Source organism: Pontixanthobacter gangjinensis (assembly GCF_009827545.1).
GTDB classification, from domain to species: domain Bacteria; phylum Pseudomonadota; class Alphaproteobacteria; order Sphingomonadales; family Sphingomonadaceae; genus Pontixanthobacter; species Pontixanthobacter gangjinensis.
In genome coordinates, this window is sequence record NZ_WTYS01000001.1 from 312,316 (window position 1) to 333,354 (window position 21,039).

Genomic DNA, 21,039 nt, shown 5'->3' on the forward strand with positions numbered 1-21,039 from the left:
GCAGCACCGCCGCCAAAGGAACCACTTATTCTAACGGCGTCATTAGTTGATATTGGATACTAACGCTTATCCATCAGATCGAGATTCCGGGTACAAGGGCCAAGCTCGTCTAGGATAAACTGATAATCTGCGTCAGCACGATTTTGCGCAGCTGTACGGGCGGAAATATTGGCTTCGCGGGGCAAGCGCGGGGGCAGGAAACAGGCAAGCCGGTACCAATCAATCGTGTGCATTTGTGGCGGCCGGGCCGCTTGATCGACTATTTCTGACCAGGAAACACCCCATATTGGTCGCTGTGCTGGACGCCGGATGACTGTCAAGGAGACCGGGCCATCATCGTGTGTTTCCAGAAATATCTGCGTCTCCGATTCGCCTGCTAGATTGCCGTCGATTGAAAAGGCGTCGCGAATCGCCTTGATTCTGGGTGCTGCATCATTGGAAACAAATTCTGCTAGAACGGGGCGCAGCCGCTCTTCCAATTCGGGCGTCCAGGGCAATTGAGCCGAAGGGGCAACGAGTTGCAATTCGCTTGCCCGGCCGGGCACAGCGCGAGCGAAGAGCAACACTTCGGTCTTGCGCAAATTGGGCGCCTTGCCCTTCGCGGTCAAAGGCAGGTCAACCAGATATCGAAGCGATTCGCCAATCGGAGCAGTGCCAGTCAGTAATGAGGTCGTCCGCGCTTCAATATACAGGCGGACATACCCAGGTTTGAGGCCAGGTGATCGCTCTTGTTCGACCACAGCCTGCTTGCGAATCTCGGCTTTGAGAACGATCTCAGAAGCGTCCACTAAATCTGCTAAATCTGCATACGTTGGAGAATTATTTTCTGTAAAATCCTGGCCAGATGCATGTGCGACACCACCCGAAACGGGCAGCGTGGATCCGCATATCAAGACCGCAACGGCCAACGCTCGCTTTAATAAAGCTATTTTAACCAATTGTTTATCCTCTTTACGCCGCGCAATTGAACCAATGTGGGATTCGTGCGTTAGATAGCATAGGCCGTGAATCAGGTGTTAACCCATAAAGCGTTTGCTTGGGTCCGCCATCATAGCTAAAGGTCAAAATCTGTTGCGGAAACGATAACATAATAATCGCAATTAAGGCCAAGCCGGGTGTTTAATGTCTCGGGGCGGCGTTTAGCCCTCCAGTCCAATGGACTTTCTGAGGGTAGACAAGCAGGATTACACTCTGGCAGTATCGAATGCTGCCAATGGGATGAGTTGCTGGGCTTCGGGTCCGGCGTAATACGATGGAGTGATGCTACTGAATGGCTTATGCTGACCAACAGATGAGCAGTAATCGGATTATTGCCCTGATTATCGTGGCTCTTATCCATATCGGAATCGGATACGTGCTTGTGACCGGACTCGCCTATGAGGCGTTTCAGGAAGCGGTCGAGCGCGTGACGACAGTCGATATTGAAGAGCCTGAACCAGAACCTGAGGAAGAACCGCCTCCCCCTCCACCGGAAGAAGTTCCGGTTTCGCCTCCGCCAACCGTTCCGCCTGCACCGCTTAATATGGCGAAGCCGGCCGAGTTTAAGACGGAATCGAAGCCGCGTGACGATAAGGTAATCGAACTGAAGCCGGCGCCTAAGCCAGCCCCAGTGCCGGTTCCACCGCCGCCTCCTCCGCCGCCGCCGAAGTTTACGCCGAAGGATCCGACTCCTCGTGGAAACCCTGGCCGCTGGGCTAGTCCGCGTGACTACCCATCGCGTGCTCTTCGTGAAGAGCGTGAAGGCGTTACCAGATTCCGGGTCAGTGTTAGTGCTGATGGCCGCGTGACGAACTGTACTGTCACAGGCTCAAGTGGACACAGCGACCTAGATGAAACTACATGCAAGCTCATAACCCGTCGCGGCCGCTTCAACGCTGCCACAAATGGTGATGGTAATGAAGTAGCAGGTACATGGTCGAATGCAGTGCGCTGGGAAATACCGAGATAAACGAAGTTCGCCGCCATTTATAGGATGCCGGCCTTCTTCAACCCATTTTTGAAATTCGCTTCTTTCTGAGAGGAAACTCGCAATGATTACTCAATTACTTACTGTTGCCGCCGATGCGACACCGAAAAACCAGTTCGGCTTTTTTGAAGCCATGGAACAAGGCGGGGCGATCGCCTGGTCGATTTTCGGCGTCCTTGTCATCATGTCCGTTGGCTCATTCTACATCCTGATTACCAAGCTTCTCGAACAGCAGAAGGTTTTCAAAGAATTTAACGACGTTCGCGGCCCGTTCTGGCGCGCAAACTCGCTCAAAGAAGGTGCATCAAAACTCGGCAAGAACAGCGCATGGCGCCAGTTGGTTGACGACGCTCTTGCTGCTGATGCGCAGCACGGCAAAATGACTGACCAAACAGAAGCGCATGATTGGCTTCACGGTTCGCTGGCACGTTCGGAAGCTGCGATTAACGCCAAGCTTGCTGGCGGTCTGCCGTTCCTTGCATCGGTTGGTGCGACTTCGCCGTTCGTTGGTCTGCTCGGTACCGTTATCGGGATTTACCGCGCGCTGATCAACATTGGTCTTGCCGGTTCGGCTTCGATCGATAAAGTTGCTGGCCCGGTTGGTGAAGCGCTGATCATGACCGCGATTGGTCTACTAGTGGCGGTTCCTGCGGTGCTTGCTTACAACTGGCTTTCGGCCCGTAACAAGCGTCTCGCCGGTATGCTTTCGGGCTTCTCGACCGACCTGCTCGCAAACTTGAGCTCCAATGGTCAGGTTAAGCCTGCTGTGCCAGCCGCTGCGGCCAAGCCTGCTGCAGCAGCTAAGACAGCTCCGATCACCAAGCCGGCTGCCGGAGCGCCTGCAGCTAAGCCCAAGGCCTGATAGGATATCGAGGAGTGGTTAGGGCAAAGTCCCAGCCACTCCCCCCGATAGTCCGAAGAAACATTAATCAGGATAGGAATTAGCAATGGCAGTTTCCATGGGAGGCGGAGGCGAAGAAAGGCCGATGTCAGATATCAACACCACGCCACTGGTTGACGTGATGCTGGTTCTTCTGATCATCTTCCTTATCGCCGTTCCGGTCGCAATTCAGACCATCGATAAGCTCAATATTCCAGTTATCGAGACTCAAGAGTCGAAAGATAAGGTCGAGAATCTTCTGCTAACGGTCAGCACGACCGATGCAGCCGGCCGTAGTGCTGGTGAACCGGGCTTCGAAGGCGCTTTTCGTGAAGGCGAGTGCCGGGTCTATTTCAACAACACCACACCGGTCGATGCGCGTGAATTATACGATCAAGCTTTTGAACGGCTTGAAGCAATTGTCGAACGTGCCGGCGGTGTCGAAGCCATTATGGATGACCCGGAAAAGATTCCGCAGGTTCATATTCGCGGAGACGTTGACGCACCTTGGCGCTGTGTCGCAGGAACTATTTATAACGTTCAGGCGGCCGGATACCCAACAATCGGCTTTATCTCCAACCCCGTTGCACCAGGCATCTAATGTCTGGCCTTCGGCTGGAATGAATTAAATTTAGGAGTAACCCAAGATGGCAATGTCAGGCGGCAGGGACGATGGCGAGCCGATGATGGAAATGAACACGACGCCGCTTATCGACGTCATGCTCGTTCTGCTCATCATGTTCATTATCACTATTCCCGTAGCAACACACTCGACAGATATTGATCTGCCAGCACCGAACCCTGATCCTCCAGCGGAAGATGAGATCGATCCTATCAAGAATAAGATCGTGCTCACTACCGAAGGCGCGATTCTCTGGAATGGCGAGCCGAAGGCACAGGATGAATTGGTTCGCAACCTGGAGATCACCAAGTCGATCAAACCAGAGCCGGAACTGCAGTTCGAACCCGAAGGTTCAGCAAGCTACCTTCTTTCGGCTCAAGTACTGGACATTATCAAGTCATCCGGCGTGAACAAATTCGGCTTTGTCGGCAACGACAAATACCGTGCATTTGGTAAGGCACCAGAAGCCGAGTAACGAATTCAACTTCATAAATTCGAAGAGGGGGGCAGAGCGATCTGTCCCCTTTTTCTTTGCCTGCTGCCAAGAAGAAACGGCCTCGTATATTGCGGCGGCTTCGACCACTTATCCAACCCGCGCACCATCAACTTCAAGGCCGGAAGGATGTCGGCGAGGCCAACAAGTTCCGTCAGAGCTCGTGCCAAACTCCAAAATTGCGATATGGTATCTTGTTACATAGCAGGAGGGTTAGCATGGCATTTGCAGCAAGAACCGCCGAAAATTCACCGATGGGTGATTTGAACACGACCCCCCTGATCGACGTCCTGCTCGTCCTCCTCGTCATGTTTATCATCACAATCCCCGTCGCAACGCATACCGTCGACATTGATTTACCCGGTACACCGCCGACTATTTTGCCAGCACCCGACATCATCAAAAACAAGATCGTCATTTCCGGTGCCGATGAGCTCCTGTGGAATGGCACCGCAATAGACGAAGAACAGCTAAACGCTCTGCTCTACGAAACCAGGATGATGCCGGTTGAGCCTGAATTGCAATTCGAACCCGAGGCCAATGCGTCCTATTACGCAGCGGCGCGAATTTTGAAGCTGATCAAATCAAGCCAAGTCACAAAATTCGGCTTTGTGGGAAATGACAGGTTCCGTTCGCTCGAAGGGGCCTGAGGTCTGAAATTCATCGCCCTGTAGCTCTCGGACCTGTAGCTCTCGGAGCGATATTAATCGGGACTCATCGCCAGGCCTGCCAAGCCTTCTGCCTCGAGCAGGAGTTCGTCATCAACCGACCCCTGCGACACTCTCTCCTGTCCCATCATCACCATTGTCGGCACCGCAAGCGGGCTGACCCGGTCAAGCTCCAGATGAACCAGCTCGCCTGCAGCGCGGTCAAGCAAATCAGCCAACCGCCCAACATCCGTCAACCTAGCCCGCGCATCTGCCCACGCCGCCTCAAGCAACAGATGGTCGGGCTCATGCTTGCGCAGCACCTCGTAAATCAGATCGGTTGAGAAGGTCACCTGCTTGCCGCTCTTGCGCTTGCCAGGTTGCTGGCGTTCAATCAGCCCCGAAATCACCGCCACCTCTCGAAATGCGCGGCGCAGCAAATGCGAATCCTGAACCCAATCGACAAATTCATCCGCAAGGATATCCGGCGATAACAACGGTACGGGGTCGGCAATCGGCTTTAAGCCCCAGACACCCAATGAATAGTCATTCGCCACAAACCCGCCCGGTTGCAGCCCCCTTTCCTCCATACGCCGGGTGATCAGCATTCCCAGTGACTGGTTCGCATTCCACCCTTCGAATGTGTAATAGACCGAGTAATACCGCTTGTGATGCGGGAAGCTTTCAACCAGCAGCTTGCCCGGCGCCGGCATAACCGACCGGTGATCCTGCGCCTCAAGCCACTCCCTGACATCGTCGGGAAACCTGCCCCATCCAGCGCGATCATCCAACAAGGCCCTAACCCTAGCTGCGAGATGCGTTGTCAGCGGCATCCTCGCGCCGCCATAAGACGGGATCAAAGCCGATTTCGATGTGGCACGAACGGTCACATCCATGTCCTTAATTTGCAAGACCTCAAGGCAAGTCCCGGCAAACGCAAAAGTATCGCCAGCGGAAAGAGAAGCGGCGAAGCCCTCGTCGACCCGTCCAAGCGAGCGACCATTCTTGAACCGCACTGTCAGCATCTCGCTGTCGATGATGATACCGGCGTTCAAACGGTGACGTGCGGCGTGTTCAGGGTGTGTCAGCCGCCAAGTGCCATCTTTCAATCGGACGATACGCTTGAAGCGGTCATAGGCACGCAGGGCGTAGCCGCCATTGGCGACAAAGCTAAGAACCCGGTCCCAAATGTCATTGTCGATCCAGGCATATGACAAAGAGGAACGCACCTCCGCCATCAATTCAACTTCATGAAACGACCCGGCACAGGCGCAGGCCATTACATGCTGGGCCAGCACATCAAGGCCGCCATCGCGGAAATCCTCGCCATCACGCTGGCCTTCATCAACCGCATCCTTGGCGGCGGTTGCTTCCAAAAATTCAAAACGGTTGCCAGGCACCAGCAAGGCCCGGCTCGGGTTTTCAAGTTGATGATTTGCCCGCCCTACCCGTTGGAGCAGCCGAGAAGATCCCTTGGGCGCACCCATCTGCACCACGCAGTCCACATCTCCCCAATCGACCCCTAGATCGAGACTGGCTGTTGCCACCAATGCGCGTAATTCGCCGCGGGCCATCGCTCCTTCTACTTTGCGCCGCGCCTCGCGGCTGAGTGACCCGTGATGAATCCCGATCGGTAGTTTATCCTCGTTTACATCCCACAGGTTTTGGAAGGTATATTCGGCTAGGAAGCGCGTGTTGACGAAGATCAACGTCACCTTGTTCGCCTTGATCTGTTCATACAGCTGCGGAATTGCCCAAGTCGCAGCATGCCCGCCCCAGGGCACACGTTCCTCCGTTGGCAGAAGAATTTCGACTTCGGGATCCGCGCCCGCTTCGGCAATCACCAGTGCGGTCTGGTCAAGGTCTCCCCATGGGGCGAGCCATTGCTGAAAAGATGCGGGTTCAGCCACCGTTGCGGACAGCGCAGCACGCTGCATTGCTGGTGCAATGGCCTGCAGCCGTGACAAGGATAGTGCCAGCAAATCGCCGCGTTTGCCTGTAGCGAAAGCGTGCACTTCATCGACCACAATTCGCTTCAATCCGCTGAACATCAGGAAACTGTCGGGATAGGAAAGTAGTAGCGACAGCGACTCCGGCGTTGTCAGCAGGATGTGTGGCGGCTTAGACCTTTGGCGTTTCTTCCGATCCGAGGGAGTGTCACCGCTGCGCGTTTCGATTCGGATCGGCAACCCCATCTCCTCCACAGGAGTGATAAGGTTGCGCTGCACATCATGCGCGAGGGCCTTTAACGGTGAGACATAGAGCGTGTGCAAGCCGTCTGGAGGACCGACTTCGCCAAATTGGCTGGGGCAAAAGTCAGCCAGTGTCGGCAGAAACCCCGCCAGTGTTTTACCTGCCCCGGTATCAGCGACCAGCATGGCATGCTTGCCAGCTTGCGAGGCTGCAAACATGTCCCTTTGATGCTGGCGGATCGTCCAACCCCGCCCGGCAAACCAGTCTTCAATTTCCTTCGGGACTGCAGATCCGGTCATTACTGTGCCCTAGCACCAAGTGCGAGTGGAACACATCGAACACAGTTATAGAACAAGAATTGATGCACGCGGATGGCTTCATTTACCCTAGTTGGGCCGATAATCCCGCGATATTTGTGATTGCCTTCCATATGCCCGTCTTCGAGCATGCCTTTGCTGAGTAGGAAAGCTGCAAAAAACGCTTAAAATTCTTCAGCTTCAGCATCGTCTGCGGGCTCGGCATCCGCCAGTGCCGCAGGCGAAACACCCAAAATTTGAGCTAACTGCAATTTTTCGGTCCGGGACAGTGCGGAATATTTGCGAGGCTCGCGCAGGCCCGCCATCGCTTCCTCCATGCCGCCAATCATTATTGGCATCATTTCCATCATCGCCGGCATCATCTCGTTCATAGCCGACATAACTTGCGGGTCGGTGTAGATCAGCATCGATTCAGCCGCATAATGCGCGCCTGTTGGGGTTTTAAAAAACGCGCTTAACTCGGCTAATTCCAACTCGGAAAACCGCACCGCATAAGCGCGTGCCAGGCCGGCACGGTACGACGGCTCGATCTCTGTCATCAGATCAGTCACCATGGCAACCGTCATATCCGTGCCAATCTTGGCCCGAGCCTGATAATCCGGATCCATAATCGCCATTGCCTCGCCAATCGTGCCTTCACTCTGCAAGTCGACCTGATCATATGGCAGACCGGTCAGCTTCACCAATTCGCTAGCGGGCATACCCATCATTGTGTCCATAATGCCGTCCATCATCGGCTTCATGGTTTCTTCCATCATCTTGGCATAGGTACCTTCGGGGAAGATCTGTCCGACCACCAATTGAGCAACCGGCAGGCGGCTTTCTTGTTCAGCTGTCAGCGGCTGTGGGGTTCCGAACATGCTGCCCATCAATTCAAGCGCCCGCATATCTTCAGACACATCATCCTGCGCCGCGACAGGTGCGGCAGAGGTAAAGCTAACAAGCGCAAATGCACCGGCTGCGACCAAGGGTTTAAGAGTTGTGGGAATTTTCTTCAACATTTTGCGGACCTTACATCAAAATCAGTTGCGGGCTTAATGCCCTGCAGTCTCTCCGCGTTCAAGACCTGACAAAGACAGTTGCTCGTCAATCTGCGCCATCAATCGCGCCAGCCCCTCGTCAGTGTCACTCTCAGCTCGAGCAACCAACACATCTTGCGTGTTGGATGCACGCAGCAGCCACCAGCCATCATCAGTGGTCACACGGACACCGTCGGTGCCATCGACTTGAGCCGGACTCGCAGCCAACCGCTCCTTAACTTCGTCTATCGCAGCAAATTTGCGGCTCTCATCAACTTGGAACCGCATTTCCGGCGTGTTGATCATTTGCGGCATATCGCTGCGCAACTGGGTAACCGATTTGCCTAAATTGACTGCAGCGGCCATCAGACGGACACCAGCGTAGAGCGCATCATCATATCCGTAATATTCATCGGCAAAAAACACATGGCCGCTCATTTCGCCAGCAAGTGGCGAATTTGTTTCCTTCATTTTGGACTTAATCAGGCTGTGTCCGGTCTTCCACATCACTGGCTTCCCGCCATGCGCGGCGACATGGTCGAACAGAGCGCTGCTCGCCTTCACATCGGCGATAATGGTGGAACCAGGTAATCTTGCGAGGAGGTCTTCTGCATAAATCATTAGCAGTTGATCCCCCCATATGACGCGGCCTTCGCCATCGATTGCACCAATTCGGTCGCCATCACCGTCGAAAGCCACTCCGAAGTCGAGGTTCTTTTCCGCGACGAGCGTGCGCAGGTCCTCCAAATTGGCCTCTACCGTTGGATCAGGATGATGATTGGGGAAATTACCATCGACGTCAGTAAACAGCAGATGATGTTCACCCGGCAGGCGGGCGGCCAGCAATTCAAGAGCGGGACCGGCTGCGCCGTTACCGGCATCCCAACCGATTTTGAGGCTATCCAATTGTCCATCAGTGAAAGCGGCGAGCGGAGCCAGCAAGCGATCAATATACTCGGCCATGATGTCGCGGTGCTCGAAAGTGCCGACGCCATCATCCCAGTCACCTGCTTCGGCCATCCGTCCGATGGTCAGGATGTCTTCCCCGAAGAACGGGCGCCCCTGAAATACCATTTTGAAGCCATTATAATTGGCGGGATTGTGGCTGCCAGTTATCTCAATGCCGCCATCCACATCTTCGGCTGAGGCGGCCGCATAATAGAGCATCGGGGTTGGTCCCATCCCGATCCGGACTGCATCGCACCCGCTGGCATTGATGCCTTCAACCAGAGCGTGCTCCAAAACGGGCGAACTGACGCGGCCATCATAGCCCACGGCAATTTTGGGGTTCACGCCCTCTGAACCACCTGCATCGGTCTGGGCGCGCTTCAACAAAGTTGCAAAGCCGCGTCCGATTGCGCGAGCATCTTCCGCCCCCAATGTTTCGCCAATAATACCGCGAATGTCATATTCGCGAAGGACGGTGGGGTCGAAATGATGGGGCATTATGGGTCCTTTGAGGATTCGGGTGCCGGATAAGGCAATTCATTGAGCAACAGATCGCGCGCAGCATTGGCCTCGTGCACCTGGTCATTGGTGCCGCCGCGATCTGGATGCACCATAGTGATCAATTGTTTATGTGCCTGTAAAACTTCCTGACGATTCGCTTTGTCGCTGACCCCAAGCAGTTTTCGTGCGCGAAAAAGCGCTTGCGAACGGGTGCTTTTGGTCTGCATCAGGTGCCACGGCCAGCGGCCAAAGATCAGCTTGCAGGCGGCAGATGCGATGGCCGCGAAGAATAGTATTTTCAACATAATCTAAGCCAGCTCCAAACTGGGTTCGGCCTTGGCGATGCTCGGCAAATGCAGACTTGCGAGCAAGCTGCGCATTTCCTGCCGTGCGACCAGATGGCTGGTGCCCAATTCGCCCAAATGCCCCTTGTCGAGCAGCGTTAGCCCCGACGGGAACAGCTCGCGATAGACGACTCTCTCGGACAGCCCCTTGGCAACACGGAAGCCGGCGCGTTTGCTCAGCTCGCCGAGTGCCTTTTCAATTCGCTGCATATTGCGGGCCTCGGTGTGGCCGCTGCGGTTGCGGACCACGACCCAGTCAATTTCCTTACGCTTCTGCATCGCGCGCATTTTCCGGGTTTCCCAGATCAACTCGGCGTAGAAAGACAGGCGCCGAACCTTGAACGTCTCTGCATCAACCTGGCCAATCAGATCGAAATCGACGAAGCTATCGTTCATCGGGGTGACTAGCGTATCCGCCTCGGTCGCGGAATGGCGCGCGAACAGATCATCCCGGCCCGGCGTATCGACTATCAGGAAATCCATCCCCTCACCAACTTTGGCCGCTAGCGCGTCAAACTCCTCTACGGTTTCGCCTTGAAAGACCGTGCATTGCGCTGTCGGCAATTCAATCCCGCGATTCGTGGTCAGCTCCCGCCGGTTCTCGAAATAACGATCCATTGTTCTCTGACGAGGATCGAGATCAATCGCCGCGACCTTCGCTCCGCCATAGGCCAGAGCAACTGCGACATGCACGGCCGTGGTCGATTTGCCGGTTCCGCCCTTCTCATTCGCGAAAGTAATTCGGTGCGGAGTTGTGTGGGCCAAGGTGGGCATCCTGTAATCTGGTTGTTTAACAGCCATATTGGCGGCTAGAAACGTTGAACCCTACTTCTACCGGAGCCCCCGCAACCGTGCAAACAGTCAATCACCTCGAAATGTTGAGAAACACCGTCAGCGAATTGCGCGAAGGCGGTAAGACCATCGCTTTGGTGCCAACAATGGGCGCGTTGCATGAAGGGCATCTGACGCTAATGCGCGAGGCAGCGAAGTTGGCGGATCACGTTGCCGTGTCGATCTTCGTCAATCCCACTCAGTTCGGTCCGGGCGAGGATCTGGATGCCTATCCACGCCAGTTGGCTGAAGATTCTGCGATGCTTGAGAGCGAAGGCGTCGCACTGCTGTGGGCACCATCTGTGCAGGAAATGTATCCCGCCGGTTTCGCCAGCAACATCACTGTCAGCGGAGTAAGCAGCGGGTTTTGCGGTGCGGACCGGCCAGGCCATTTTGACGGGGTCGCTACCGTTGTGTGCAAATTGTTCCATCAGGTTTTGCCCGACATCGCCTGTTTCGGTGAAAAAGACTGGCAGCAATTGGCGGTCATCAGGCAAATCGCCCGCGACCTCGACCTCACGCGGCCCTTTGCGAGTGACATTATCGGCGTTCCGACTGTGCGCGAGCCGGATGGCCTCGCGATGAGCAGTCGCAATCGCTATCTGGATGAAGAAAGCCGCGCCGCCGCGGCGACCTTGCCGCGCGAAATGCGCGAGGCGATTGCGCGAATCGAGGATGGTCAGCACGTCGGCCGGACATTGGCCGCGCTGGAGGACGCTTTGCTAGGCGCCGGCTTCAGCTCGGTCGATTACGCCGATCTGGGCGATGCAGACAGCCTGGAATTGCTGGAGAAATTAGGCGACCGCAAAGGCCGCTTGCTCGTTGCCGCAAGAATTGGCGGGACCCGATTAATCGACAATATGCCGGTCGGGGCCCGCTAGTTTCCAGCACTTAGTCCGATTTGCGTCCGCCGCTCTTGGGATAGCCTGGTTTGCCCTTGGGTTTGGCATGGCCACGCTCCACACGCGGCCCGCGTTGTTTGACAGGCTTTTTACCGCTTGATTTCTCGCGATCCCACTTGCCGGGACGGACAGCACCACCACTTGATGAGCCATCACCGTCGCCTGAAGCTCCGCCCCCATAAGTAGAACCACTATAAGAGGCACCACCATCAGAACGCTTCTTGCCCTTATAGCCACCGCCAGAGCGGTTATCATTATTACGGGCATCACTACGGGCATCATGCCGCGGCTTCCCGCCATAAGGCTTGCGGCCGCCACCGGGCTTGCTGTTGTGGCGCGCTTGTTCGCGCGGGCCGCCGGCGCTGCGCTCAATTACGACCGGACGGTCATCGTCTTCGGAAGTTGAAGTACGCTGAACGGCGCCTTCGAATTTGTCGGCAATCGCAGTTGGCACCTGAAAGAATGTTTCATCCCCGCCAATCCGAATCGCGCCCACTTCGTTGCGCGTGATGTGACCACGGCGGCATAATAGCGGCAGCAACCAACGCGGATCTGCATTGTGCTTGCGGCCAATATCCATGCGGAACCAAACTGTGTCCTCGAATCCTGGACGGTGGCGATCCTGCTGCGCTTCTTTGCGCGCTTCGGGAGTGTTCGGAATCAGATCCTCTGGCTGAGGCATCTTGGCGCGGTGCGATTGCACCAGCATTGCGGCGATATCTTCCGGACTGCGTTCCGCAATCAGCCGCTGCGCCAAATTGCGGTCCTCTTCATCGACTTCCACCGGAGCAAGCAAGGTTTCCATCAACCGCTCACGGTCTTGCACGCGAATGTCTTGCGCAGTCGGCGCGCCAATCCAATCAGCGTTAATCTTGGCCCCGCGAAGCATCGATTCTACACGGCGGCGGCGCGGATACGGCACCAGGATCACCGCGGTACCCTTTTTACCGGCACGACCTGTCCGGCCCGAACGGTGCTGCAAAGCTTCTGCATCGCGTGGAACTTCCACGTGGATCACAAGGCTGAGTGTGGGCAAATCGATACCGCGTGCGGCAACATCGGTGGCGACACAAACGCGCGCACGCCGGTCACGCATAGCCTGCATCGCTTGGTTGCGTTCCTGTTGTGAGTGCTCGCCCGACAGAGCCACAACCGCAAAGCCGCGTTCCTGCAAAGTCGCATGCAAGCGCCGCACCGCATCGCGAGTTGCGCAAAATAGCATCGCGGTTTCCGCTTCATGGAAACGCAGCAGATTGACCACGGCATTTTCAATCTCGGAAGGCGAGATAGTCACCGCTTGATAAGTGATATCGCCATGACCACGGTCATCGCCAACGGTCGAAATGCGTAGAGCATTTTGCTGATAACGCTTGGCGAGCGACACGATGGATTTGGGCATCGTGGCGGAGAACAACAACGTTCTGCGGCCATCAGGTGTCGCATCGAGGATCTCTTCAAGGTCTTCGCGGAAGCCCATATCGAGCATTTCATCCGCCTCATCGAGCACTGCCGCTTTCAATGCCGACAGATCGAGCGCGCCCCGTTCAAGGTGGTCGCGCAATCGACCAGGGGTTCCGACCACGATTTGAGCGCCACCGCGCAGCGAACGGCGTTCTTTGGAGGCGTCCATACCGCCGACGCAGGTGGTAACCCGCGCTCCGGTTTTAGCGTAAAGCCAGCTTAATTCACGGCTTACCTGCAAAGCTAGCTCACGAGTCGGCGCGATTACCAATGCAAGCGGCGCAATACCGTAAGGCACATTGCCTTCTTCCCCGAGCAATTGTTCAGCCATCGCCAGCCCGAAAGCCACCGTCTTGCCTGAGCCGGTTTGCGCGGAAACGATCAAATCGCGTCCCGCTGCTTCGGCTTCAATTACAGCAGATTGTACGGCTGTGGGTTTCTCATAGCCGCGTTCGGCCAGCGCTTCGCCAAGGATTGGCGGCAGTTCGGTAAAATTCATGGGACTCGCAATGTCTAAAGGTCGCCTGATTGCCTGTATGACATTGGGAGACGCTATTTTTCAGCCGCACCTCGCGACTTGTAATAATGCGCTATACACACATACTGCCGGTTTGGCTTCCCCTTTTTTGTGCAAGTGCGAACAGATGCATTGGGGAGCAGGAAATCTTGGAGGGGACGGTCTGGAGGTAAGGGGAATCCAATAGAAGCTCATAAACCCCAGAATTACGGTATTTAGATACTACAGCGTTTGCCAGATACCCCCATAAATACCCCCAAATTGATTGGTGGCTTGACCGAAGTCGATGTAAATTTCGTGGGTCCTAGGTTTTCATCAATTGCAGGCCAAAGCGCCAATGGACCACTTTTTTTGGTCCTGCCGCTGCAACCGTCCGTGTAATCAGTTTGAAGTTTCACTTCATGACAGCCGCGCCGAGCCTCGCTTTGGCTGCAATGTTTTGAGAGGTGCCGCAGCGCTTACCAATCACAAGTCCACCCGCCTCCAACCGTTTCAAGCCAAATTGCTGGGCCGCCGCTTCATTTGCCCCCTTAATCAAATAGGCGAGCGCTTCAGCTAGATTCGCAGCATGAAGATCAGGATTGGTCTTTTCGAGCCCCAGCCGTCCACCGATCGGTCTGCTAAGAATGACCCGCGCCCGATATGGTCGGCCCGATATAGAGCGAAGCCAACGCTTTTGCATAGCGGGCATCGCTTTCGCCCTATCAGCCGGAACATGGGCGAGCAGGTGACAATGCCCGCCCTTTGCCTCTCCATTTTCATGCGTATAGAGCCATGCAGTCGCGCCTCCACGCCTAGCAATCGCCTTGGCCATCAGATCGGTAAAACGGCCCGTCGCCCGGGGCATTTGAGGCAAGGCGATCCCCGCTCTTTCCCAGTGAATCGTGATCATTCGATTGAATGGCAGGCCAAGTGCATTGGCATGGGCAGTCGCTGCAACCAGGTTGGATATTTGGCTGACGTTCAATGCATGGCTTTTTCGGCTCGCAAAGTTTCGCGCCCCGCCCCTATTTTGTGCCATGACATTAGCGTAATTTGAAACTTCACCGCACCCTCCATCCGGTGAAGTTTCATTGGGTAGGATAGTTGGGCGGAAACCCCCGAAATGGTCCATTTCAAGAGTTTGGCATGGATTGTGCCATATAACGCGCGCCCGATAGAGTGTGGCAGCACATTTCAATCAGCTACCATTGCCGAAGGGCAACATCGCTTGAGCGGTACGCGGTAAACCTCACGAGCGAGCCAGACTATCGCGCGCCTGCCACTGGGATTGTAGCGCCGCTGTCCGCTGTCCACGATCAGGCCCTTTCGCCCCGCAGCGCGAACCGAGCGAATTGACAGGCGCTGTAACGGCCCCAGCCGCAAACCAGCATGGCGCAAAGGTGTGCTGTCAGTCATGGTTAGCCCCTCCGCGTCACAGAAGGCAGGCCGCGCTTAGCGAGCAACTTGTCCAGCCAGTCAGCCTGCTTTTCAGTCAGCTCGCTTTGATCCACCACAAGCTGGCCGAGAAAGCTCCCGGCCTTGCGAGTGAGGAGATAGCCGCCGTTTAATAGAAAAAGCGCTGCATCGCGGTGAGTATCGAATTGCCGTGCCGTTGCCGCACTGCTAAGAATTTCGGGCGATCGAATACCAATCAAGTCGCCGCGAGCCCCGGCCTTGCCCGCCGGGGTTTCGTTTTTCTGGGGCATAGGTCAGCCCCCCCCTTCAATTAGCGAATGTAATGCATCGGCCGGAATGAGCGTTCGCCCCCCAACGCGAATGGCGCGTAAGCGGCCCTCCTTGATGTGATTCCAAATGGATGTCCTGCCAAGGCTGGTGGCAGCACAAGCCTCTTGGACGCTATAGGCGAGCTTAGTTATTTCGGGATGTTTGGACTGCATAGTTACACCTCATTCGTGATTGAACGAATGCGGACTATTCCAAGTGCGGCGGGTGAAAACGGGACACCATTTTCAGTCTGATCTCCTTGGCCTACCTTTTTTGCCTGGCAATCCTTCTAATAGGGAACGTTCGGCATCAAGCCGCTGGATCGTTAGGGTTTCACGGTCCAGTTGAAATACGCTCATACCCTTGATCTTTCGGCGATAGCGCTGAATCGACTTTCGAACCGTTTCAACTGGGTCTGAGCTTTCAAGTCCTTCAACTTCGGCGGCTACCATCATAGCAGCCTCAATCCGTGAATCTTTGGTTCCTGAAGAAGAAAGGCGAAAGTTGTCCGCGTAGGCAATCTTTGTTGCCAGTGCTCTTTCGAGCCCCAAGTCGATCTCACGCGTTGGCCAAAAATCAAATACAATCGATTTTATGTCGGCCTTAGTGAGAGGGAGCCCGACAGTTTCATTCGCTTCAACGAGCGAAAGATAGAATTCAACATACGCGTTAAAAAGATGTGCAAGTCCGTCGTCAACACTCGCAGATTTTGCGATGATCATTCTATCTTCGAAGGCGGTTAGAGCTAACTGAAGGAATTCCATCCAGTTAGCGAATGCTTGATTGGCAACTAATGGCTCTGAATCGAACACGTATCTCCCGCCTCCCTCGCGGTTCCCTTGGTGAGGTGGGGAAGCACGTGGGATGCGTGCTTATCGGCTGGCCGGCCTATCCCCTGTTTGGAGAGCTAGCTTGCAAACCGGCCTGCTTACAAGTGCTGTCAGGCGCAATTGGTCCTAAAAGCCAGAATCACGCTCGCTATGAGTGCGATCGGCGAAGGGGGTGGTTTCAGTTAGTTTCAGTCTTAGCACCTTCATCGAGCGGCATCTCGATCCCTCGCATGATGCGATCAGTTTCAGCCAGTATCTTGATGATCTTCTGATAGTGGCGGATGTCATCATAGGTCAGTTTGCGGCCCTTGCGGTCTTTCAGCCATTTTTGCGCGGGCTGGTATCCGCCGATAGGGAAGCCCCAGCTAACCTCTGGCACATTGCCGAAATATTGGCCATCAGTGCCTTTGCCATTGATCCAGACCTTGCCACCTTCAAAGCGAGGTTTATCGACCATGCAGTCCTGCCCCTCTGGTGCTTCGCCATCGAAAGAATAGGGCGCTTCGCCAATCGTGGCACCTTCCATCAAGTGCAGACGGCGCAGCGCTTCGCCTTGTTCGCTTAAGGTGCGAAACATTTCGGGTGATGATGGAAAGGGAACGCGCGGGAAGTCTATCTTGAGGAACTCGGCATAGTTTTCGCGATAGGAGGGGCAGTGCAGCACGCCATATATGTAATCGAAGACCTTCACTTCATCTGGGCGGGCATCGCCGCTGGCCGCGCGGAAAGCGCCGCTTTCGACTGTAGCGCTATCTGGCGCGGGTATCGGCCCAGTGAGGCCAGCCGCCTTGCGGATTTTGTTGTAGAGCTTCGGATGAATATTGAGTGCAACGGCATTATCCAAAGAGTTCAAATCTGGATAAAGATACAACGGGAATGCGTAATTTATGTCATAAGCCCCAAACGATTTGTGGCCTGCTATACAATCAGCGACTGTTGCTCCGGGCTCGTCGGTCGCATATTTTGGCAGAACGAGCAGTAAATTTGGCTGACTTTCGACATGCCTCATTACTTTATATCCAGCGCGGCTAACTATCCCATCATCATAATATATATGACGCTGATCTAATGGGCGGTATAGAATTTTTGTTAGCTTACTCTCATCATACGAAACGTCAGTAATATATCTTGTGATTTTGTAGCTACCAGAATCTGATACTCTGTATTTTCGAGCAAATTCGGTGTCGAATTTTCCACCAAGTAACGTTTTGAATCGTTCTTGGATTTTGGATTTTTCAAACCCCAAGAAAAGAGGGTCACGATCAGTCTTTACGCCGGTGTTAAATAGCGGAATTAGATCTGATATGCGAAATCCAGAATCGTATTTTTCTGCCTCGCGAAAATCTTTAGGCGTGAAGAAATAGTATGGAGATTTTGGCTCAATTTCTTCAAATTTAGTAGATTGATTCTCTAATCGAGCTAGAGACTTATATTTACCCCCCCTCTTTCCGAAGAGGTCTGCACTTTTCACAACACAGTCACTATTGGATTGATGCAGTTTTTGAAAAATTGCGATTGAAACCCCTTGTCGAATGTCAAAGACGTTTTCATCAACACTGCCATCAGGAGAGGTTTCCTTTTTGTTGCTATCTCCATGAAGGTTGAGGATCGTTATTTTTTGAAAACTTTGCATGAGTTCAAATCGCATTCGACGATGAGTGACACCAGATAAAAACGAATTGTTTGTTATCATAGCGATAATCCCATCACCGTTATTATCGATCATATTTTGAGCAAATCTGATGAATTTTATGTAGTCATCATCAAGATTTATCTTTTTCTCACTTAGACCCTTTTTATAGATTTTGATTTTTTCTTTGATCCATACACCGTTATTAACAGTGCTGATGTTGTAGGGCGGGTTGCCCATCACGCACATGATCGGAGTTTTGCGCTTGATATCGCTAGCAGCTTTGGCTTCATCGGCGATAGCGCGTGAAAGGCCGAACAGGGTTTGCTCCACCCGCTCGCCCTCTTCCAGACTGTTGGTAAGATAGACCCCGAGCCGTGGCGGCTTGTCCGATGGTTTGTAATCAAGTCCTGTCAAAATCATGTCGAGCTTCATGTGACACATGGCATAACTTGCCATCAGTAGCTCAAACCCGTGGATGCGCGGGATCAGGTCGTTCTCGACATAGTTTGACCATTGACCCGGCGCGATGCCCTTCACTCGCTCGGCAATCAGCTTCACCGCCTCTGCCAGAAAGGTGCCAGTCCCAGTTGCGGGATCGAGTATCTGGACGCGGTGAACTTCTTTCTTGATTGTCGCAGGCTTGCCGGTTTTGGGGTCGTTTTGTCCGGTATCCCAATCCACCGAAATACGGCTGGTATCGGCCAGACCATCGGCCAGACCAAATTCGGTTTTCAATACCTCATCCACCGCGCGCACGATGAAATTCACCACGGGTTCCGGTGTATACCAGACACCGCGCGCCTTGCGCTTGGCCGGGTTATATTCAGCCAGGAATGTTTCGTAGAAATGCAGGAACGGATCTTCGCGCTTTGTCACCTTGCCGAAATGGCGCAGCACCTGTTCCATATCGGCAGCAAGGAATACCGCGCAAAGATCATCGACCACGCGGCGCAATCGCTCATCAAGATTTGGCCCTGCGATATAGACGAACAGGGCGCGCAGAAACGGGTTGGACTTTGGCAAGAGGTCGAGCGCTTCGGTCCGGGTGAAAGTATCCAGCGATTCATCATGCAGGCGTGCTGCAAACAGGCCGTAGGCGATAGTCTCGGCATAGATGTCGGCAAACTCGGCCACGGTAATGTCATGAATCAGATTGGCCTTGAACGCCTCATACTGGCCGATCAGGTCGGTGGAGCCGAAACCCGCACCCTTGGCCTTCATATCGGCCACCAGCGCATTGCCCATGATTTCCTTTATTAGCGCCGCCTTACCCGCCATCAGCTCGGCCAGCCGCTTTGATGAGGTAACGCTAAGCGGGGTAATACTGGCAAATTCAGCCAGCCGGGCTTGCAACATGGCAAATGCTTCGGGCCTTGCGGGCATGGTCGGAATCAGGTCGGCAATGGTGATGAAGTCTACCGCATCGCCATCGACAATGAATTCGAAGTCCAGCCCGTTTGTGTAGATCAGATTGGGAAGGCCTTTGCGGTAGCGGTCTTTCTGGCCCTTACTGTAATCGCCCGCTGCGAATTTCTTAATGTCCTTGCCAATGTCCTTGGCTTCGCACCAGCCGATCGCGACATCGCCGCGCTGAAATACAAAATCAGGCGCGCCGACTTCGGTGATTTGCTTCGGTTCATTAATTACGGTGAGCGCGGGATCGATCGATTTGAACAACCGTTCAAGCGCAGGCCGGAAGCTGTGCTCGGTCGATTGCCCGCTAGCATGGAGTTTGCGGATATCATCTAAGTAGCCTTGAACGTCCATACGCTTGATTTTCCTAGATTGCCTTTGCCCACGGGGCTTAACGACAGTCTGAGGCTGCGCCAAGCGGCAAGGAGTTTAACTGGCCTCGCGGGTCGGCATCGGCACAACGTCAGCCCCTTTACGCAGCTGATCAAGATGATCGCTCCACCATTGCGCCATTTTCACGCGTTCCTGCCAATGTGCACCGCGGTGGTATGCAGCGCGCACCTTATCACTTTCACCATGGGCCAGCGCCCGTTCAATGGCATCGGGGTTCCATTTGCCACTTTCGTTGAGCAAGGTGGAAGCCATTGCACGGAAGCCGTGGGCAGTCATTTCATCGCTGGAATATCCCAACCGTCGAAGCGAAGCGTTGAGGGTATTGTCACTCATCGGGCGAGAGCGGGAGCGGATAGACGGAAAGACAAGGCCGCTCGGTCCGGTTGCGGAAAACATTTCCTGCAATATTCCCACTGATTGCCTCGATAGGGGGACATAGTGAGGCTTCCTCATCTTTGTCTTGGCCTCTGGGATAATCCAAAGCGCCGAGTCCAGATCGATATCGGCCCACTCTGCATGGCGAAGCTCGCCCGGCCGCACAAACACATGTGGAGCAAGCTGTAAGGCCAGTTTCACATAGCCCTGTCCTTTGTAGCCATCGATCGCCCTTAACAGCGCTCCAGCCCCCTTGGCATCGGTGACAGCGGCATAATGCGTAACGGTGGGAGAGGTAAGCGCACCACGCAAATCACGGGTAGGGTCAGACCGCAAGCGAGTCGTGGCGACTGCATAGCGAAAGACCATGCTGGAAAGTTGAAGGGTGCGGCGCGCGCTCTCGAGATTGCCCCTGCCCTCAATGCGCTGAATTGCGGCTAGGATATCGGCTGGCTCGATCTCGGCGATAGGCAGGCGCCCGATCGCGGGTTCAAGCAGAGATAACAGATATTCGCTGCGAGTAGCCGTAGCCGGTGCCCAGCCGCGTTGGCCATCGCGCTTACGCTTCGCGCAGTATTCCGCTGCAATTGCACTGAAGGTATTTTCTGCATCGATCTTTGACCGGCGTTTAGAACGCTGCTTTTCTCTCGAAGGATCTTTTCCCGTGGAGATCAACTCTCTCGCTTCCCGTCGCCGGTTGCGCGCCTCGGCAAGACTGACTTCGGGATAGGAACCCATCGACAAGAGCTTTTCACGCCCATCGATTCGGTATTTCAGTCGCCATAGCTTGCCGCCCGCAGGTGTAACGAGCAGGAACATTCCCTCCCCGTCTGCCAGTTTACGGGGCTTCAAGCCCGGTTTTGTGTTCCGGATCGAAGTGTCTGTAAGTGCCATGGTCGCGAATCCCATCCCCGTTTTCACCGATAGGATACCCCCACCGATGGGGGTATCAGGCTGGCCGATCACAAATACCCCCCAAAAATACCCCTACATAATAGTGGATGCAGATGGCTCGGGATGAATGGCTGCGGCGCAATAATGGCAGAA

At 54.6% G+C, this 21,039-nt stretch carries 21 protein-coding genes; 7 read left to right on the top strand and 14 right to left on the bottom strand.

Going from position 1 to position 21,039, the window contains the following annotated elements:
* Nucleotides 1-59: 59 nt before the first annotated feature.
* Nucleotides 60-788 carry a hypothetical protein gene (locus tag GRI36_RS01520; protein WP_328598335.1) on the bottom strand — a complete coding sequence of 243 codons (729 nt, stop codon included), beginning with the start codon at nucleotides 786-788 and terminating at the stop codon, nucleotides 60-62.
* A 482-nt stretch (nucleotides 789-1,270) separates the two neighbouring features.
* Between GRI36_RS01520 and GRI36_RS01525 the strand changes: the two genes are divergently transcribed.
* From GRI36_RS01525 to GRI36_RS01545, 5 genes are all read left to right on the top strand, one after another.
* A complete protein-coding gene (locus GRI36_RS01525) occupies nucleotides 1,271-1,948 on the top strand; it encodes an energy transducer TonB (RefSeq protein WP_160596864.1) in 678 nt (225 codons plus the stop codon).
* Between the two features lie 82 nt (nucleotides 1,949-2,030).
* Nucleotides 2,031-2,828, top strand: coding sequence for a MotA/TolQ/ExbB proton channel family protein (locus GRI36_RS01530; protein ID WP_160596865.1), 798 nt, complete (start codon nucleotides 2,031-2,033; stop codon nucleotides 2,826-2,828).
* An 85-nt stretch (nucleotides 2,829-2,913) separates the two neighbouring features.
* Complete coding sequence (locus tag GRI36_RS01535) at nucleotides 2,914-3,447, top strand: ExbD/TolR family protein (RefSeq protein ID WP_202392085.1); 534 nt, start codon at nucleotides 2,914-2,916, stop codon at nucleotides 3,445-3,447.
* Nucleotides 3,448-3,493: 46 nt separating this feature from the next.
* Nucleotides 3,494-3,943, top strand: coding sequence for an ExbD/TolR family protein (locus tag GRI36_RS01540; RefSeq protein ID WP_160596866.1), 450 nt, complete (start codon nucleotides 3,494-3,496; stop codon nucleotides 3,941-3,943).
* Nucleotides 3,944-4,179: 236 nt separating this feature from the next.
* Nucleotides 4,180-4,611, top strand: a complete 432-nt coding sequence (locus GRI36_RS01545) for an ExbD/TolR family protein (protein ID WP_160596867.1) — start codon at nucleotides 4,180-4,182, stop codon at nucleotides 4,609-4,611.
* 53 nt (nucleotides 4,612-4,664) lie between these two features.
* On the opposite strand, the gene GRI36_RS01550 is transcribed toward GRI36_RS01545, so the two are convergent.
* The 5 genes from GRI36_RS01550 to GRI36_RS01570 all read right to left on the bottom strand — a co-directional run bounded on the left by GRI36_RS01550 (nucleotide 4,665) and on the right by GRI36_RS01570 (nucleotide 10,731).
* Nucleotides 4,665-7,100, bottom strand: coding sequence for a ligase-associated DNA damage response DEXH box helicase (locus tag GRI36_RS01550; RefSeq protein ID WP_160596868.1), 2,436 nt, complete (start codon nucleotides 7,098-7,100; stop codon nucleotides 4,665-4,667).
* Nucleotides 7,101-7,282: 182 nt separating this feature from the next.
* The gene (locus GRI36_RS01555) at nucleotides 7,283-8,119 is read right to left on the bottom strand and encodes a DUF2059 domain-containing protein (RefSeq protein WP_160596869.1); all 837 of its coding nucleotides are present in this window, start codon (nucleotides 8,117-8,119) and stop codon (nucleotides 7,283-7,285) included.
* A 33-nt stretch (nucleotides 8,120-8,152) separates the two neighbouring features.
* Nucleotides 8,153-9,583: a phosphoglucomutase/phosphomannomutase PgmG gene (gene pgmG / locus GRI36_RS01560; RefSeq protein WP_160596870.1), complete on the bottom strand. Its 1,431-nt coding sequence runs from the start codon at nucleotides 9,581-9,583 to the stop codon at nucleotides 8,153-8,155.
* Complete coding sequence (locus GRI36_RS01565) at nucleotides 9,583-9,891, bottom strand: J domain-containing protein (protein ID WP_160596871.1); 309 nt, start codon at nucleotides 9,889-9,891, stop codon at nucleotides 9,583-9,585. Before GRI36_RS01565 ends, pgmG begins: the two co-directional genes overlap by 1 nt.
* A 3-nt stretch (nucleotides 9,892-9,894) precedes the next feature.
* Nucleotides 9,895-10,731 carry a division plane positioning ATPase MipZ gene (locus tag GRI36_RS01570; protein WP_202392086.1) on the bottom strand — a complete coding sequence of 279 codons (837 nt, stop codon included), beginning with the start codon at nucleotides 10,729-10,731 and terminating at the stop codon, nucleotides 9,895-9,897.
* 50 nt (nucleotides 10,732-10,781) lie between these two features.
* Between GRI36_RS01570 and panC the strand changes: the two genes are divergently transcribed.
* Entirely contained in the window at nucleotides 10,782-11,642 is an 861-nt protein-coding gene (gene panC / locus GRI36_RS01575) for a pantoate--beta-alanine ligase (RefSeq protein WP_160596872.1), read from the top strand.
* 10 nt (nucleotides 11,643-11,652) lie between these two features.
* On the opposite strand, the gene GRI36_RS01580 is transcribed toward panC, so the two are convergent.
* The 7 genes from GRI36_RS01580 to GRI36_RS01610 all read right to left on the bottom strand — a co-directional run bounded on the left by GRI36_RS01580 (nucleotide 11,653) and on the right by GRI36_RS01610 (nucleotide 19,167).
* The gene (locus GRI36_RS01580; RefSeq protein ID WP_160596873.1) at nucleotides 11,653-13,623 is read right to left on the bottom strand and encodes a DEAD/DEAH box helicase; all 1,971 of its coding nucleotides are present in this window, start codon (nucleotides 13,621-13,623) and stop codon (nucleotides 11,653-11,655) included.
* 412 nt (nucleotides 13,624-14,035) lie between these two features.
* Nucleotides 14,036-14,533, bottom strand: coding sequence for a hypothetical protein (locus tag GRI36_RS01585; RefSeq protein ID WP_160596874.1), 498 nt, complete (start codon nucleotides 14,531-14,533; stop codon nucleotides 14,036-14,038).
* A gap of 284 nt (nucleotides 14,534-14,817) precedes the next feature.
* Entirely contained in the window at nucleotides 14,818-15,039 is a 222-nt protein-coding gene (locus GRI36_RS01590) for a hypothetical protein (RefSeq protein ID WP_160596875.1), read from the bottom strand.
* A gap of 2 nt (nucleotides 15,040-15,041) precedes the next feature.
* A complete protein-coding gene (locus GRI36_RS01595) occupies nucleotides 15,042-15,329 on the bottom strand; it encodes a hypothetical protein (protein WP_202392088.1) in 288 nt (95 codons plus the stop codon).
* Nucleotides 15,330-15,332: 3 nt separating this feature from the next.
* Nucleotides 15,333-15,521 carry a helix-turn-helix domain-containing protein gene (locus tag GRI36_RS14060; RefSeq protein WP_160596876.1) on the bottom strand — a complete coding sequence of 63 codons (189 nt, stop codon included), beginning with the start codon at nucleotides 15,519-15,521 and terminating at the stop codon, nucleotides 15,333-15,335.
* A 72-nt stretch (nucleotides 15,522-15,593) separates the two neighbouring features.
* Complete coding sequence (locus tag GRI36_RS01605) at nucleotides 15,594-16,160, bottom strand: hypothetical protein (RefSeq protein ID WP_160596877.1); 567 nt, start codon at nucleotides 16,158-16,160, stop codon at nucleotides 15,594-15,596.
* A 196-nt stretch (nucleotides 16,161-16,356) separates the two neighbouring features.
* Nucleotides 16,357-19,167, bottom strand: a complete 2,811-nt coding sequence (locus tag GRI36_RS01610) for a type ISP restriction/modification enzyme (protein ID WP_202392089.1) — start codon at nucleotides 19,165-19,167, stop codon at nucleotides 16,357-16,359.
* Here GRI36_RS01610 and GRI36_RS13680 point away from each other — a divergent pair.
* Nucleotides 19,159-19,560 carry a hypothetical protein gene (locus tag GRI36_RS13680; protein WP_202392090.1) on the top strand — a complete coding sequence of 134 codons (402 nt, stop codon included), beginning with the start codon at nucleotides 19,159-19,161 and terminating at the stop codon, nucleotides 19,558-19,560. The two genes, GRI36_RS01610 and GRI36_RS13680, sit on opposite strands and share 9 nt — an antisense overlap.
* A gap of 93 nt (nucleotides 19,561-19,653) precedes the next feature.
* Here the strand turns inward: GRI36_RS13680 and GRI36_RS01615 are convergent, their stop codons facing one another.
* A complete protein-coding gene (locus GRI36_RS01615) occupies nucleotides 19,654-20,886 on the bottom strand; it encodes a tyrosine-type recombinase/integrase (protein ID WP_160596879.1) in 1,233 nt (410 codons plus the stop codon).
* Between the last annotated feature and the right edge of the window lie 153 nt (nucleotides 20,887-21,039).

Bases quoted from the DNA above. Each gene is read 5' to 3' on its own strand.
- GRI36_RS01610 (WP_202392089.1), bottom strand. From the start codon at position 19,167: ATGTTGCAAGCCCGGCTGGCTGAATTTGCCAGTATTACCCCGCTTAGC.
- GRI36_RS01595 (WP_202392088.1), bottom strand. From the start codon at position 15,329: ATGCCCCAGAAAAACGAAACCCCGGCGGGCAAGGCCGGGGCTCGCGGC.
- GRI36_RS01580 (WP_160596873.1), bottom strand. From the start codon at position 13,623: ATGAATTTTACCGAACTGCCGCCAATCCTTGGCGAAGCGCTGGCCGAA.
- GRI36_RS01555 (WP_160596869.1), bottom strand. From the start codon at position 8,119: ATGTTGAAGAAAATTCCCACAACTCTTAAACCCTTGGTCGCAGCCGGT.
- GRI36_RS01530 (WP_160596865.1), top strand. From the start codon at position 2,031: ATGATTACTCAATTACTTACTGTTGCCGCCGATGCGACACCGAAAAAC.
- GRI36_RS01540 (WP_160596866.1), top strand. From the start codon at position 3,494: ATGGCAATGTCAGGCGGCAGGGACGATGGCGAGCCGATGATGGAAATG.
- pgmG (WP_160596870.1), bottom strand. From the start codon at position 9,583: ATGCCCCATCATTTCGACCCCACCGTCCTTCGCGAATATGACATTCGC.
- GRI36_RS01585 (WP_160596874.1), bottom strand. From the start codon at position 14,533: ATGATCACGATTCACTGGGAAAGAGCGGGGATCGCCTTGCCTCAAATG.
- GRI36_RS01570 (WP_202392086.1), bottom strand. From the start codon at position 10,731: ATGGCTGTTAAACAACCAGATTACAGGATGCCCACCTTGGCCCACACA.
- GRI36_RS01615 (WP_160596879.1), bottom strand. From the start codon at position 20,886: ATGGCACTTACAGACACTTCGATCCGGAACACAAAACCGGGCTTGAAG.
- GRI36_RS01565 (WP_160596871.1), bottom strand. From the start codon at position 9,891: ATGTTGAAAATACTATTCTTCGCGGCCATCGCATCTGCCGCCTGCAAG.
- GRI36_RS01550 (WP_160596868.1), bottom strand. From the start codon at position 7,100: ATGACCGGATCTGCAGTCCCGAAGGAAATTGAAGACTGGTTTGCCGGG.
- GRI36_RS01590 (WP_160596875.1), bottom strand. From the start codon at position 15,039: ATGACTGACAGCACACCTTTGCGCCATGCTGGTTTGCGGCTGGGGCCG.
- GRI36_RS01535 (WP_202392085.1), top strand. From the start codon at position 2,914: ATGGCAGTTTCCATGGGAGGCGGAGGCGAAGAAAGGCCGATGTCAGAT.
- GRI36_RS01525 (WP_160596864.1), top strand. From the start codon at position 1,271: ATGGCTTATGCTGACCAACAGATGAGCAGTAATCGGATTATTGCCCTG.
- GRI36_RS01545 (WP_160596867.1), top strand. From the start codon at position 4,180: ATGGCATTTGCAGCAAGAACCGCCGAAAATTCACCGATGGGTGATTTG.
- GRI36_RS14060 (WP_160596876.1), bottom strand. From the start codon at position 15,521: ATGCAGTCCAAACATCCCGAAATAACTAAGCTCGCCTATAGCGTCCAA.